13 protein-coding genes are annotated in these 15,642 nt (G+C 53.5%); 4 read left to right on the top strand and 9 right to left on the bottom strand.

The features are described 5' to 3' along the window. Nucleotides 1-27 precede the first annotated feature (27 nt). From PW844_RS20000 to PW844_RS20015, 4 genes are all read right to left on the bottom strand, one after another. Complete coding sequence (locus tag PW844_RS20000) at nt 28-351, bottom strand: hypothetical protein (RefSeq protein WP_299455581.1); 324 nt, start codon at nt 349-351, stop codon at nt 28-30. Continuing rightward, nucleotides 352-4,440, bottom strand: coding sequence for an RHS repeat-associated core domain-containing protein (locus PW844_RS20005; protein WP_299455583.1), 4,089 nt, complete (start codon nt 4,438-4,440; stop codon nt 352-354). It lies immediately after the preceding gene. A gap of 17 nt (nt 4,441-4,457) precedes the next feature. Beyond that, the gene (locus PW844_RS20010) at nt 4,458-4,895 is read right to left on the bottom strand and encodes a DUF1795 domain-containing protein (RefSeq protein WP_299455585.1); all 438 of its coding nucleotides are present in this window, start codon (nt 4,893-4,895) and stop codon (nt 4,458-4,460) included. A gap of 130 nt (nt 4,896-5,025) precedes the next feature. Further along, nucleotides 5,026-5,766, bottom strand: coding sequence for an alpha/beta hydrolase (locus PW844_RS20015; RefSeq protein WP_299455587.1), 741 nt, complete (start codon nt 5,764-5,766; stop codon nt 5,026-5,028). A 442-nt stretch (nt 5,767-6,208) separates the two neighbouring features. Here PW844_RS20015 and PW844_RS20020 point away from each other — a divergent pair, with 442 nt between their 5' ends. Continuing rightward, entirely contained in the window at nt 6,209-7,342 is a 1,134-nt protein-coding gene (locus tag PW844_RS20020; protein WP_299455589.1) for an EpsG family protein, read from the top strand. Nucleotides 7,343-7,579: 237 nt separating this feature from the next. Further along, nucleotides 7,580-8,614, top strand: coding sequence for an acyltransferase (locus tag PW844_RS20025; protein ID WP_299455591.1), 1,035 nt, complete (start codon nt 7,580-7,582; stop codon nt 8,612-8,614). A 48-nt stretch (nt 8,615-8,662) separates the two neighbouring features. Here the strand turns inward: PW844_RS20025 and PW844_RS20030 are convergent, their stop codons facing one another. Then, complete coding sequence (locus PW844_RS20030) at nt 8,663-9,655, bottom strand: LacI family DNA-binding transcriptional regulator (RefSeq protein WP_208717030.1); 993 nt, start codon at nt 9,653-9,655, stop codon at nt 8,663-8,665. Between the two features lie 402 nt (nt 9,656-10,057). Between PW844_RS20030 and PW844_RS20035 the strand changes: the two genes are divergently transcribed. Beyond that, nucleotides 10,058-11,521: a sugar porter family MFS transporter gene (locus PW844_RS20035; protein ID WP_299455594.1), complete on the top strand. Its 1,464-nt coding sequence runs from the start codon at nt 10,058-10,060 to the stop codon at nt 11,519-11,521. A gap of 35 nt (nt 11,522-11,556) precedes the next feature. Here the strand turns inward: PW844_RS20035 and PW844_RS20040 are convergent, their stop codons facing one another. From PW844_RS20040 to PW844_RS20055, 4 genes are all read right to left on the bottom strand, one after another. After that, complete coding sequence (locus PW844_RS20040; protein ID WP_299455596.1) at nt 11,557-12,690, bottom strand: ROK family protein; 1,134 nt, start codon at nt 12,688-12,690, stop codon at nt 11,557-11,559. 117 nt (nt 12,691-12,807) lie between these two features. Then, entirely contained in the window at nt 12,808-13,548 is a 741-nt protein-coding gene (gene dnaC / locus PW844_RS20045; RefSeq protein WP_084878225.1) for a DNA replication protein DnaC, read from the bottom strand. After that, entirely contained in the window at nt 13,548-14,084 is a 537-nt protein-coding gene (gene dnaT, locus PW844_RS20050; protein WP_299455598.1) for a primosomal protein DnaT, read from the bottom strand. Before dnaT ends, dnaC begins: the two co-directional genes overlap by 1 nt. Nucleotides 14,085-14,197: 113 nt before the next feature. Beyond that, nucleotides 14,198-14,899, bottom strand: a complete 702-nt coding sequence (locus PW844_RS20055) for an autotransporter domain-containing protein (RefSeq protein WP_299455600.1) — start codon at nt 14,897-14,899, stop codon at nt 14,198-14,200. Between the two features lie 144 nt (nt 14,900-15,043). On the opposite strand from PW844_RS20055, the gene PW844_RS20060 reads away from it, so the two are divergent. Beyond that, complete coding sequence (locus PW844_RS20060; protein ID WP_299455602.1) at nt 15,044-15,604, top strand: DNA-3-methyladenine glycosylase I; 561 nt, start codon at nt 15,044-15,046, stop codon at nt 15,602-15,604. Nucleotides 15,605-15,642 lie beyond the last annotated feature (38 nt).

Raw genomic sequence — 15,642 nt, forward strand, 5'->3', positions numbered from 1 at the left:
ACAGGCGAAACACAGTTTGAAGAATAACTAATTATTCATCTCTTTAATTTTTGGTTTCCATACATTTATCCATTTTCTTTCTATTTCTGATGAGTAGTTCTTAATTTTGTAAAGATCGCTTTCATCTTTGTGTGATAAAAAGCATTGATCAACACAATTAACCATCCAGGATAAAAATTCATTTATCTCTGCCTCACGCCCATTTTCTTTTATAAATAATTCACAGCCATAGATTAAATCATCCAATAAAGCCTGTTCGAATAATGCATCTTCAAACAATGAATAACAAAAAGTGCCTTCAATCAGATCGTCTCTATTTTTAAGTATCTCTTCTTTAAGAAGAATATTCATCTAACACCCCGGCCCCTTTCTTTTCGTTGCTTTAGCAGATTTTCGTTCATTATAAGAACCATCCAAATTAAAGACACCCTTAGACTTATCCAATGCAGAGAATGTCTCATAATGATCCTTATGCATATTATCCATGTAGAAATAGTCTCCATTTTTAAACGTAACATTCCCGATTTTTACTTTGGAAGAAATTTTAAAAATCTCAGCCCCTTGATATTTCTTTCCAGTCTTTTGAGCTGCATCTCCAATAATATCTATAAAGCTCAATCCGAGCGGATCCATCCACCCCAGCGGATTCGGCGCATACTGATAAAGATTCCAGCCCCCCGCCAGTCCCACCGGGTCCTGCACCGTAAACCGTCCCACCTGCGGGTCATAATACCGGAACAGATTATAATGCAGTCCCGTTTCCCGGTCCGCGTACTGCCCGGCGTAGCGCAGCGGCTGATGGTGCAGCGACGCGCTCCCCGGCAGACGGTAAAACCCTTCCGTCTGTCTGCTCACCTCGCCAAAGCTGCCATACTGCCCGCTCCAGCGCACCGTACCCTCTGCATCCGTCACTTCCAGCGGCGCGCCGTTCAGGTCCGTGCTGAACCAGACTGTCTCTCCCTGTTCTGCATCCTGCTGATGGTCAATGCGCGCCAGCGGGCTCCAGGTCTCCGCCGGGTCATAAACATAGGTCTGGCGGCTGCCGTTCGCCTGCTGCTCCTGCAACAGACGATATCCCTGCCACAGGAAGCACGTTTCCTGCTCACCCTGTCCGCTGTTCACCACCTTGCGCGTACGTCTGCCCAGCGCGTCGTAATGATAATGCGCGGTAAACCGGCCCTGCGGGCCGCTGCCACCGGCGGTTATCAGCCGGTTTTCCGCGTCGTAAGTAAAATGCTGCTCATACTGGCCGCTGCGGCGACGGATGAGGTTGCCCCACGCGTCGTACTTCATAAACAGCTGCTGCCACTGCCGCAGACGGTTATCCCTCACCGCGACGGAAGCCTGCTCCTCATCCACCAGGTTGTCGGCAGCATCGTAGCGGAACTGCCGGCTGGCGTGGCCCTGCCGGGCTTCGTAATGTTTCAGCAGGCGGCCTTCGGCGTCATAACCGTAGTCCACCTGGCCGCGCAGCGTGTCGTGGATACCCGCCAGCTCACCCCGCGCGCAGTAGCGGAAGGCGCGCGACAGGATATCTTTTTCCGGCAGCGCCACCCCGTCTGTCACCGCGCTCTGCTGCCGGGTGCGGCGACCGAGGCTGTCGTACTCCCGGCTCTGCCAGCGCGCCCCCTGGCTGCGCCGGGTTTCCCGGTGCAGCCGGTCACGGGTAAATTCACTCACCAGCTGCCGGTTAAAACGGATGGCGCTGACGTGGCCGGAGCCGTAATGCAGCCAGCTAAGCTGCTGCCCGTCCGGCAGCGTCAGACCGCTGAGGTTGTTCAGTTCATCCCACTGATAATCCAGCGTGCCGCTGCGGCCTGATTCACTCAGCAGACGGCCTGACGCATCGCGCCGGAAAAGGATTTCATCCGCTTCAATACCCAGCGCCGCCCCTTCCTCTGTGGGCGTGCGCGTCACGCTAACCAGCTGACCGGCACGGTCATGCCGGTAACGATATCCGGCATGGCAATGGCTGCGCCCGGTCAGCAGGCCGCTGTCGTCATAGCGAAACTGCTGAATACGACGCGGCAGTCCGCCATCCGGGCCGGGCATACCGTCTTCCCGCATGGCGCTGAGCAGGCCGCGCTCGTCCCACTGCCACAGCCGTTCGGTTTCATCCGGGCGCACTTCACGCAGCGGACGACCGGCGGCGTCATAGTCAAAACGGTATTCACCCCCGTTGCCGTTCTCCAGCCGCAGCAGGTTGCCGCGCGGATCATAATGCCAGCGCCGGGTACGTCCGAGCCGATCGGTCTGGCTGACAGGCAGACCTGCGACGTTGTAAGCCCAGCGGATTTCACTGTCCAGCGTGTCGCGCCAGCCGCTCAGCTGACCGCGCGGGTTCCATATCAGCGTTTCACGGCTGTCGTCGGGATGAATCAGGGTGCACAGCTGCCCGGCGTTGTTCCACTCGCGCTGCGTCACGTTGCCTTCCGCGTCTTCGCTGCGGAGAAGCTGGCCGAAACGGTCATAGCTGAAACGGGTGACGCTGCCGGAGCAGTCGGTGCGCTGCGTCAGCAAGCCCTGACGATTCCACGCCAGTTGCACCACGCCGCCTGTCGCATCGGTCACACTTTCCGGCAGCGTTTCTTCATCGTCCGGGTAGTGATAAACCGTGGCATAGCCGGATGCGTCGGTTTCCGACAGCAGGCGTCCGGCCGCATCGTAAAGGCTTTGCGTGCTGGTCTGGTCGGGATGCTGGATACGGGTGATCAGGTCAGTCTGGCGATGCCAATGATATTCCGTCCGGCGTCCGGCCGGATCGGTCTCTGAAGTCATGCGGCCGTATTTATCCCAGCTGCTGCGACGCATTGCGCCACCCGGCAGGATAACATCACTCAGCTCGCCGTCTGCGTAGATCAGGGTGGTCTGGCGACCATCAAAATCGGTGAAGCGGGCAACATTGTCGTCGTCATCAATCAGCCAGTGCGCCTGCGCGCCATCGTCACGCAGCGCCCGCCGCGTGCCTGCGGCAAAATCGTAGCTGAATTCGAGCTGTTCGCCGCCGTTGTGGCGAAAGGCGACCACACGCGGCAGGCCGTCAATCTCCTGCCAGCGATATTCACTCAGCAGGCCGTTGGCATCCTCATGGGCGATCATCAGCCCGTCACGCCATTGAAAACGACGGCGCACGCTACCGCCCCGGCCGGTTACGCAAACAAGCTGGTGCTGATCATCGTAAGCGTAACTGACCAGGCATACTTCGTCATCCAGCCAGGCACCCGTCAGGCGGCCCGCGTTATAACGACAAACCACGGTTTGCCCCGCGCTGTCCGTTAAGGCATGCAGGGTGCGATCGGCGTTCCAGGTGAACAGAATGTCATTGCCACCGCGATCACTCAGACGCAGCGGCAGGGAAGATTCATCATCGGATAACGCCGGGAAGTGCCAGCGCTCGCCGCTGATGTCATAGAGTGACCAGCTGTCATCCTGGTGATGTTCCAGCCACTGTTTTTCATCGGCACACCAAGTGCGATGGCCCCGAGGGACCCGGGGAAAAGAAATGAAGTCGCCGGAGGGCGCGCGCCATACCAGGCCATCCTGATAATGCTGCAGCCGGGTTTCCCAGAACAGATGCCAGCCCCGGCCCAGCACGCTGTCGCCGGGATTACCGCTGCGCCAGTAGCGCTGCCAGCGCACCGGCAGGCGGGAAGGCAGCACAAAATCCAGCTCGTCATCACCGCTGAGAAACTTCTGGCCGCTGACGATATCCACCGGGCGGGCAATAATCCCTGCCGCTGCGGCGCCGGTCATCAGCATCCCGGCCCGGCAGGCAATACGCGCAAGTTTGTTGATGCCCGGCAACCTGCTCAGTAATTTGCTCAGCGCACCGGTCTTGCCGGCCAGGCCGCCCCAGCCACCAGCGAATCCGGCAAACAGCAGCGTCAGATCCGAGAATTTATATAACCATTCAGGGACTTCAGGTTCGATCGGCAGGGTCTGCTGTGCAGCACCACCGATAAACACATTGGCGGAGCCGGTCATCACCTTTGCATCGCAGGTGGTATGGTCCCCGAGGCGCGCGGCGGGCATGCCGTTGATAAAGACGCTGGACGATCCTTCCGCCATCTGCTCGGAACCGTCGTCAGAACAGTCCACTTCGCTGTAAGTGGCGACCGCCGCAGGCTGACCATTGATAAAAACATCGGCCGAGCCGGTGGTGATGGTGCCTTCTTTTGACATGCTGGCGGCACCGGCTTCGGCAATACCATCGCGGGCTGCCGTCGCCAGTTCCCCCGTGATCCAGCCGACCGCCACGCTGGCACCGATCAGCAGAACACCCACGCCGAGACAGGCTGCGCCCAGCCCGGCAATCATTAGTGCGCCCGAGGCAATCCCCCCGACCGCCGCAATCAATCCGCCAATCAGCGTGCCACCAATCATGCCTGCAAGGGCATGAGAATGCCCGATGTCGTCCCCGACGCGTGCAGCTTCAAACATAACAACATTCCTTATCGTTAAGCGTGAAAACGGAAGCTCCTGAGCAGGGAGGCAAAACGCGATGTATCCGTATCGCTCAGTACATCCATCGAAGTCATGGTGAACACCAGCACTCTGCTGTTGTCCGGGGTGAAAACCGCCTGCTGCTGCCAGACGCATCTGCCATCACGCAGGTAACTGGCGTGGATGATTTCGCCCGACAGGAGATTCTCGCCAAGCGCAGCGGAGGCACGTTGTAACTGTTTCCAGCCCTGCAGATGCTGCGCCATCAGTGCCAGTTGACGATCAATATACGTATCCAGCGCTTCATCAGCGTGGAGCGTATCGCGGGAGATATTGAACGCGGGTAAACCCGCACCTGTTACCGTAAAGACATTGACTGTACGATCCTGATAGCAGTCAGGCAGCGCAATCAGGCCTTCCGTGAAGAGACAAAATTGAGTTGAGTCGTTCATTGAGCGCATTCCCTATGCTTAAAACGTAGGGGAGTCTCTCATATGACGTCGCCATTGACCACATTTTAAGCTGGCACTGAATTTTCTGCTGACTGGTACAGCGCGATAAATCGCGCTGTTGTAAATTCCCTTACTTCACCAGGTTTGCCTGCCAGTCACTAAACAGCGTCGGCCAGTTTTTTGCCGGAATGTCCTGTTTCTTCACGATGCCAAAACCATGGCCTCCCAGCTGAAACAGATGCAGCTCAACCGGCACCTTGTTTTTGCGCAACGCGTCAAACATCCGCAAGGTGTTCTGTGGCGAGGCCGTGCCATCATTCAGCGCCTGGGCAAGGAAAGTGGGGGGCGTATGGGCGGATACCCGGTTTTCCTGTGAATAACGTTGTTTGACGTCATCATTGATATCTTTGCCATACATCGCCGCACGCGTGCCGTTATGAGTGACGCCATCTTTCAGAGACAGCACCGGATAGATCAGCGCAGCAAAATCAGGACGCGCAGAAACCTTGTCCTGCTCATCCTTTGCCGGGTAATTGCTGGCATCAGGATCGTTGCTGACATTGGCCGCCAGGAAGGCACCGGCCGAAAAGCCCATCACGCCAATCTGATTCGGCGCGACCTGGTATTGGTCAGCATTGGCGCGAATCAGGCGCATGGCGCGCTGAACATCGGCAAAAGCATCATTGCGGTTAACCTCTGATCCACCGTGTGGCATGCGGTAAAGGAGCACGAACGAGGAATAGCCTTTTTTACTCAGGACCTTTGCCACATCCAGCCCTTCGAGATCTTCCATAATATAAGAAAATCCCCCACCCGGAATGATAAGCACCGCCGAATGATTATTTTCTCCGGCCGGTGGAACATAAATCATTTCCGGTGATGCCACCTTTGTGACAGCACGATTATTATCTGCCAGGTTCTTACTAAAGTTAATAAATGTATTATTTCCTGACACTTCATTTGACCAGATCGGAATTTCCTTATTGGCAAATGCGCTGGGAAGATAAATCAGGGAAATCAATGCGGATAAAAAAATCGACTTCATCTTTCTGGCTCCAAATCCTGAATGAAAACAACAACAAGCGTTCCGACAGCTCACCACAACGGCACGCCCTCTGCAGCAGAATCCAATCCCAGAAGAAAAAACCTGACTTTATAATAAGTCCAAATGAATCTATAGAGAAAGGTAGCAAATATTGGTGTGCATTTTCACCCAATATAATTATGGACCAGAAAAAATTAGACTTTTCTCATGTTTACGTTAACAACACCCTATGTTATAAGTAAATTTTAAACTATAAGAATCTGTGACCATGGGAATTTACTGGATCATAAGCCTGACATTGACCTTCGTGGCAATTGTTGAAGTCATGCTTAGTAAAGATGAAAACACAGCACGACTCAGATTATATCTTTATTTTGTTGCCGTGGTCGTGCTTTTTACCTTTGGTGGAATTCGTGGTCTTGGCACCGGTCTGGATGATTTACAGTATCGCCAGTTCTTCTCACAGTTTATCGATCAGATTATTATCGATGGCTTCTGGAATGCGGTTATCAACTTCCGCTATGAACCGGCTATTTATGCCATTGCGGGCATTACCCGAATATTTACCGCCAATCCGGACATCTTTATCTTTGTCTTTACCGTGATTGCCGTCTGCGTCAATGCGCATTATTTCCGTAAGCTAACGCCGATCCCCTTAGTCGCCCTGGCTGTGTACTCTGCACACCTGTTTATCAATAAAGACATGAACCAGATTCGCTTTGGTTTGTGTTCGGCATTTTTAATGGGTTTTGTTTATCATTTCGCACGCAGAAGTAAATCCGGAATGGTAACCACCTTTATTCTGTCGTTTATCAGCCACGCCACCGGTATTGTTGCGTTACTGGTACCGATAGCGCTGATTGTGAAAAAACATAAGTACATACCGATACTTATCGTGTTAGCCAGCCTGCCACTGGCCTTCATGGGCAGCTCGGCGTTAATCTCTGCCCTCTCCAGCCATCTGGGTTCGTTAGGCGACAGGGCAATGGGCTACGCCAACCAGGACTCCGCACAGGAACAGGGCATCATCACCCTTTCCAACCTGAAAAATATTGGCTTCGTCTTCATCTTTAGCTTCCTGCTGCTGAGCGACAAAATAAAGAATTTTGAAGATGAGAAATTCCGCCTTTACTACATCCTGGTCATAACCTTTGCGATTGGTAGTGGTTTGAGGATGGCTCTGCAGGATTATGCGTCCGGCGGGCGCCTGGCCAACTATTTATTGCAGGTAGAGCCGGTCCTTATTTCCCTGTGCATCTGGGAAACGAAGAAATTCATGAAGGTTCTGGCGGTGGGCGTGACGGTATTAATGGTTCTTTACTATCTTTATTACAATACTATTTCAAGTAAGCAGTCGATCACCGGCTACCAGGTTTCTCGTACCTTCCAGCTGTTCCGCTAAAAAAATGCGCTGACGTTAACTGCGTCAGCGCTGCGCTTCTATTTAAGAATACCCCGATAGACACATAAGGAAAGTCCGAATATCTTTGCTGTTCGGGGCATTGCTTGCATTTTGAATCTTTTAAAACTCTAATAGCTGAACATCTGCGTCAGCAGTGATCGGATTATTCCTAACAACTCACGTGAAGTTTATTAATGATTTCACTGGCGCAACGTCACTCAATGAAAGAATGCAGATATGAACGAAAAAAATAACTTCGACATCGTCCGACTATCGCTCGCCTTTATCGTGTTACTGGTGCATTCGGCAGAAGTCACCAGAAATCCTGACATTCGTTTCCTTGCTCACTTTCTGAATAGTGATTTTGCCGTAAAAGGATTTTTCGCAATAAGTGGTTTTCTTATTGCAAAAAGTTACTTAAGAAGTAAATCACTCACCTCTTATTTTATTAAGCGTGCGCAACGAATTTTACCCGCGTATATATTCGTGGTGATTATGTGCTTCGTGATTGGTCTGTGCCTGACGACGCTGCCCATTGTCGATTTTCTGAAAAACAAAGAAACTATCAAGTATCTGATAGCGAACTTCTCGTTCCTCAACTTCATCCAGCCATCCCTGCCGGGCGTGTTCACCAGCAACCCGAACCAGCCGCTGGATGGCTCCCTGTGGACGATTAAGGCTGAGCTGAGTCTCTACGTGCTGTTGCCCTTCGTTCTGCCGCTGATGAAGAAAAACCCGTTGAAAGTCTGGGGAGCAATTTTCATCATTTCCTGTGCCTGGTTCTTTTACTTCACAGCAGTGTATACCGGAGCCAAAGCCGATACGCTGGCGAAACAGTTCATTTCGCTCTCTTCCTACTTCTTCTTTGGCAGCCTGCTGGCGACCCATCAGCCCACGTTTGATCGTCTGAAAGAAATCACCATTATTTCACTGGTGGTGTTTCTGCTGTTCAAAGGCACCGATTACGCCTTCCTGGTGGAGCCGATCGCCTTCTCGTCGGTGGTGATTCTGTTCTGCACCAACCTATGTAGCGAGATCAAAATCAGCCAGTACGGTGACATGTCTTACGGGATGTACCTTTATCACTGGCCAATTATTCAGGTGTTGCAGCACTTTGGCGTCTTCAACGCTAACGCCTTCCTCGGCCTGCTGATGACGATTGTGATTACCGTGGCGCTGGCTTATACCTCGTGGAACCTGCTGGAAAGCCGCTTCCTGAAACGGGCACATCATACGCCACCGCCCATTGCGGGCAGCACCGCTCGCGACTGATGTTTTAAACAAAAACCCCGTTCAGTAGTGAACGGGGTTTTTACTTTTTCAGATGGTGGCACCCATCGAGAGCCGATAGTGCAGATTGACCTGCTCAATGGTCGGCAGGTGGTTGATCTTTTTAATCACGATTTCGGTAGCCACTTTGCCCATTTCAAAGCGTGGCGTAATCACGCTGGCCAGACGTGGCGTAGTGACCTGACCAATCTCCAGCCCATGAAAACCGGCAATTGCCATCGACTGCGGCACCGCGATCCCCGCTGCATGGCACTCCTGCAATACGCCAACCGCGAGGTCATCGTTAGTACAGAGAATCGCATCCATCTCCGGATAGAGCTGGCGCGCCAGCGTCATCATGCCGGTACCAATCGATACCGATGACACCTTGTTTGGCACAATGCGCCCGGCGGGCAGCCCCGCCGCGGCCACCGCATCACAATAACCAGCATAACGTTGCTCATCACGCCGGTCTGACATGGAACCAAAATAGATCACACGCTTTTTGCCACTCGCCAGCAGCATCGCCGTCATGTCATAGCCCGCACGATAGTTATCGAACCCGACATTGATGCGATCGCGCGTTTCGGTCAGTCCCATCACTTCCGCCACCGGAATGGTGGCCGCTTTCAGGTATTTTTCCGCACGGATGGTGTGCACGGACTCGGTGAGAATAAGACCTTTGATATTCAATGCCAGCACCGTGGCAATCTGCTCCTCTTCCCGCTGCGGGTTGTAATCATAATTGACCACCAGCGTTTGGTAGCCTTGCGCACTGGTCACGGATTCAATCCCGGCCAGCAAATCGGCAAAGATTTGATTATTAAAGGAAGGGATCAGCACACCAATGCGTGGCGGACTGGCGCTGCTCAGGGCGAGGTTGTCCGGATCAGGCGTGTAGCCGATTTCAGCAATAACGCTGGCAATTTTGTCGGCCGTTTCCGTTTTCACTTTTTCCGGCGTGCGTAAATATCGGCTCACCGTCATCTTGGTGACCCCCGCCAGGGTGGCAATATCATCCAGGGTGATGCGCTGCGTTTTCATCGCGATGTCCGCAAAGACGGCCTTTCAATCAACGTATTATGCCTGCTGCCCGGCAAAAAATGAAACCGCACCCTGGCGCAATGAGCGGCAGGGTAAAGTCGCTCATTTCAGAATAAAAATTTCAGAGAAATTCCAGTAAAAAGTAACAAGCGCAACATCCCGGCCAGAAGGTAATGACAAAAAACCTATCATTTCATCTGCATAAATCTTACCCCACTTATCCACGACAACAATTTTCGCAACCCCGCTCACATATTTCGGAAAAAATGATCCAAAAATATCCATTTAGAAAATATATTTCACTGCGAGTACCCTGCGTGAATACACGGAACATCGACAACCTACAACATTCCTCTTTCTGGACATGCAACGTTCAGGCGGTAGAGACAAGGGGCTATAACCATGGATTCCAGACAAAAACGCTACAACATGAGGTATGTCATTCTCTGCTGCACCGTCGCCGCATTTGGCGGGTTGCTGATGGGGTATGACTCTTCCATTATCTCAGGTGCAATCGAACCCTTAAGTGAATACTTCCAGCTGACACCCGCTGAAACGGGCTGGGCAGTCTCTAACATTCTGCTCGGGAGTCTGGTGGGTTGTTTTATCGCCCCGCGCCTGAGCGATGTGCTGGGACGCAAAAAATCTCTCGCCATTACCGCCTTGCTGTTTACCGTTTCGGTGATCGGCACCGCCATCGCCCACAATTTCACGATATTTGTGCTTTTCCGCATCATCGGTGGCCTGGCAATCGGACTCGCTTCGGTGATCTCGCCTATCTATCTGGCGGAGCTGTCGCCATCAAAGTTTCGTGGTCGCACCACCGCGCTGTATGCGGTGTGCTGCGTCGGCGGGCAATCGGTGGTGCTGCTGACTAACTACTTCATCACCAAATCGATGCTGCCGGAAGCGATGATCGCTATGGGCTGGCGCTATATTCTGGCGACCGCACTGGTGCCCTGCGCGTTGTTTATCTTCTTTATCGCCTTTATCCCGGAATCACCGCGCTGGAATGTGCTGAAAGGCAAATACGATGCCGCCCTGGACACACTGACCAAAATCTCCAACCGCGAGCATGCGGAAAGCGTGTTCAGCGAAATCAAACACTCGTTCTCCGACGAGGCAGCACGTCAGCACAAGGCACGTTTTCGCCTTGATAAAACCACGGTGCCATTGCTGGTGATCGGTATTGGTCTGGCAGTGGGTAACCAAATCAGCGGCATTAACGTGATTCAGTATTTTGGGCCAACGCTACTGAAAAATGTCTCTGGCAGTGTGGATTCGGCGCTGCTGCAAACCTTCTGGCTGTCCGTTTGTCAGTTTATTGGCGTACTGGTAGGGATGACGCTGATCGATAAAGTGGGGCGTCGTAAGCTGCTGCTGCTCGGGGCCATCACCTCCTGCATCTTCCTGGCTTACTCGTTTATCGCCTTCTATTACCATCTGCCAGGCCTGCTGCCGGTGATCGGTCTGTTCGCCTATATGATTTTCTTCGGTATGACCTGGGGCCAGATTGTCTGGACGGTGCTGGGCGAGATCTTCCCGACCGAAATCCGCTCCATCTGTGTCGGGATCTCCATCTGCGCGATGTCGATGGCGAACTTTATCATCAGTTCCACCTTCCCGATCATGAACAGCAGCCCGATGTTGATCGATATGTTCCACGGTGGTTTCCCGCTGCTGCTGTTCGCGATTTTCTCGCTGGGTATGTACTTCTTCACCTTCCGCTATCTGCCGGAAACGGCGGGGGTATCGCTGGAGAAAATTCACGGCCTGGTGCTGGAAAAATTCAATGTGGATGCAGAATTGCCAGCCGCCACCAGCAGCAGCAAATCCGCTGAGTCACTGAATATTCCACGGCATTAAAACTCAGGGTCGCCATTTTGGCGACCCTGATGAAATCACCCCATCCGCTGCTCATACTGCTCAATCACCGCCAGCGCCAGACCATTGGCTGGATCGATACGCTGCGGCAGAAAATGCAGCGCGGTATGGGCAAAGGTAAAGGCCAGCGTACTCGCCTGCGCCGTCTGCTGCACCGCCTGAACAAAGGCGGGGGACGCATTCCACGGCGCATCCACCATAATGCTGGCGGGATTGAGCAGCAGCATCACCTGGCTCAACGCGCTGCCAAGTTGCGCGCCAGCCTCACTCATCACCGCACTGACCATTGCCGGTTCGCTCTCGCGATTTTGCCAGCGCAGACCCGGTTTTCGCTGGGCCAGCTGATGCTGAATCGCAGGCTGGCTGACCAGCGCTTCCAGGCAGCCCAGACGCCCGCAGCTGCAACGCGCCCCATTCGGCTGCACCAGCAAATGGCCCACTTCTCCTGCGGTCCAGCTGCTGCCGGTAAACACTTCGCCCTGCTGTACCAGCGCCCCGCCAATACCTTCCGCAATACGCAGATAAAAATGACTCTGATTTTTATCCAGCGCCAGTTGCTGCACCGGCAACAGCGCCGCCGCTTTAACATTATTCATGATGCGCAAAGGCAGGCTGATTTCAGCTTTGAGTGGCGTCAGTAGATCAATATCCTGCCAGCCAAGATGGGAAGAGAAATGCATCCAGCCACGTTGTGGATCAACGATGCCTGGGAATCCGAGCGCGATACCAATTAACTCAGGATGGGCGGCGACCAGCGTCTGGCAGCACTCCGCCAGCTCCTGCAACAGCACGGCGGGGTCATCCGTTTGGGTGCGCCAGGTCTGTTCGGCAATCACCTGCGAGAAATAGTCACATACCTGCCAATGAATCGTCTGGCGTTCCACCATGATACCGGCGCTTTTCAGCTTTTCCGGCCTGAGTGATATTTCAATCTTCGGACGCCCGGCAGAGGCAACACTAACCGGACCCAGTTCGGTAATCACTCCCAGTTCCAGCAGATCATCCACAATCAGCGAAACGGTATTTTTGCTGAGGTTTAATGCCAGGGCCAGATCCTGGCGGGAGGTTATCCGCGTCTGACGCAGCTGCGTCATGACCCGCTTCAGGTTATTCAGTCGTAATAATGCCGGCCCTTTACCCATCGCTTTCATGCCTTTCTCACCCGGCAAAATGGAAGAGGTTCAGTGTAGCAGTGTCCGGGTGCGCTTTATCTCAGACTTTGCTGGCATTTTTGACGTGGCGCACCCTGATGAAGTGAGACAGGCGAATCAGTATTCATCGCCGCGCACGCGGCTGCGGTAGCTTTCCCAGTCGAAGCGCACCCACAGGCTGTTGCCGAGGCGCATACGGTCCATCACGCGCTCGCCAAGCAACGTGTTCATACCGGCGGGGTCGAGGTTCGACAACATGCCCGTCGGGCGTTTGGACGAGGATCGGCGATCGACAATCTGGTTAATGATCACTTTTTCATAGCGTGATTCGCTTTGCATGCCGATCTCGTCGATCACCAGCAGATCGACATTACTGAGATCCTGCAACAGGCGTTCTTCGGTGATATCGCTGCCGCCACTGAAGGTGCCTTTCATGCTCGACATCAAATCCGCTACGGTCACAATCAGCACGCTTTTGCCGCGCAAAATCAGGTCATTCCCGATAGCCGCAGCCAGATGGTTTTTGCCGGTACCAGGGCGGCCGGAAAACACAAAGCTGGAAATGCTGTTATCGAAACCCGCCGCGTACTCACGCGCCAGGCTCAAGGCTTTGCGTTGCCCTTCATTTTCCACCCGATAATTGTCGAACGAGCAATTCATATGCAGTTCGCGGATACCGGAGCGGCCCATAATACGCTGCATCTTCATCGCACGATTCTCACGCACAATGGCTTCGGAGCGTAAACGGCCCTGCTCCTGATTCCAGGCCAGCAATTCTTCACCGCTGGTGAATTTTGGTTTCACCTCATGCGGCATCAGTTTTTTCAGGCGGCTGAAAAGATCGTTCGGCGTTTTCATCATTCACCTCGAAAACCATCGGGAATATCATAATCAGTATTGCTGATCCGGGTGATATCGCGCTTCGGCTGTCCGCCGTTCGCCGCCCGGTTCATCTGTACGCTACGCGCCAGCTTTTGCTGCCACTGCACATGATGGAACAAACGCCCCTCGGCCTGCCAGTAAGCAATAAAAGTAGCCAGCTCAGCCGCCGTCACCGGTTCGCTCAGCGCGATGCCCCAGATGGCTGCCTGGCGCTGAAAATCGTTGTCCGGCAGCCAGCCCGCATACATGGCGAATTTCCCCACCGGGGCCGCAATGGGCGCGCTGGGGGTATCAAACATGCTGTCATCCAGCATGACATCATTGGGTTGCTGTGCCGCAGCTTCCAGCGCCAGCAATTGCGCCAGCCGCTGTGGCGTCAGCGCATAAAATGCCGGTGCGTTGTGATGCAGCACTGCCAGCGTGCCGTTTTCCGCCTGTTGCAGTACCGCGAGCGGATCCTGACAAAAGCCATCCAGCCCGACCAGCGTTGAAGTTAAGATTTTGACTGACATGAAGAAACCTGACGTTGACTAGCCCAGTGCAACGGAGCGGAGATGCCGCCCGCCGCTAAGGTTGCAGTGTACCTGTTTTAGCGCGTGGAATCGCCAAAAAAGGTCATCGCAGATTAAAAGCTGGCGCTGACACCAAGGCTATAAATGAACTGCTCACCGCTGCTCATCGCCCCGGTTTGTGAGAATGAGGCAAATGCTGACAGATGCTGCCCCAGCGGCATATTGGCACCCACGCTGACATCCATCCAGTTGTTTTCCCTGCCGATCCCCTCATCACTGCGTGGCGTAAAATTCATCTCACCCAATTGATGACTGTAGCTAATCTGTGCGTAGGGCGCTATCCAGCCAAGGCTGGAATCAACACGCCAGCCCAGCGAGGCGACCTGGTCAGGGTTGCTACGATCGATAAATTCACATTGCGGGCAGTTGAGAGACGAGGGATCGACCGCGTATTGCGCAATCGGCCCGGTGGATATTGCCTCACTCATCGGCATTTGCCAGCCGGCCGAGAGGCGGTTAGCAAACGGATTCGCGCCGACGCTGGCAGCTTCGGTATGGAGGTTAATGATCGCCCCATCAGGTGGGTTAAGCGCCGCATCCATTAGGCCTCGATCGTTGTTGCCGGTCAATGTCAGGTGATTCTGGGAAATTTTTTCCTCCAGGATGGCGTCATAATCAGGCGAGCTCGCGCTGGTCGTGTTCTGCTGGCTGCCCTCATCCCATGCCCGGGCAGGCAGGGCGCAGGCAGATAGCCACACACCAACAAGAGCCAGCGCAAGAATGTGCTGGCCTGACCGCTGACTTTTCTGCAACATGAAGGACTCCTGACGAGCCAGATAGGAACCGGGCGTTTAGGTATTGGATAAAACAGTTATCGGCGCCCTTTGATTAACTATTAACCGATTATTGAATACGTCAAGGAAAGAGAAGTATTTTCCTCATGCTTTAGGAGCACTGCGATGCAACGATGTGGCTGGGTAACACAGGATCCGCTCTATCTGGCGTACCACGACACCGAATGGGGCGTGCCGCAAACTGATAAGCGTGCCTTATTTGAAATGCTGTGTCTGGAAGGACAACAGGCCGGGCTTTCATGGATTACCGTGTTAAAAAAACGCGCAAATTATCAGCGTGCTTTTCATCAGTTTGACCCACAGGCAGTGGCTGCGATGGATGAAGCCGATCTCGATCGTCTGATGCAGGACAGCGGCCTGATTCGTCAACGCGCCAAACTGTCAGCCATTATTGTGAATGCGCGTGCGTTCCTCGCCATGGAGGCCAGCGGTGAAGACTTTTCTCGCTTTATCTGGGGATTTGTCGATAACACGCCAGTTTTGCACCATTTCCCCGATTACAAGCTGGCTCCCACCACCTCCGATTCTGCCATAGCAATGTCTAAAGCGTTGAAGAAGCGTGGTTTTAAATTCATCGGCCCTACGATTTGCTATTCCTATATGCAAGCCTGCGGCCTGATTAATGATCATCAAACTGATTGTTTCTGCCATCCTGCCAACATATGAGGCGATTCTTTACAATTTAAGACTTATTCTCACGCTTT

This window comes from Pantoea sp., from assembly GCF_028283705.1.
Lineage (GTDB): Bacteria > Pseudomonadota > Gammaproteobacteria > Enterobacterales > Enterobacteriaceae > Pantoea.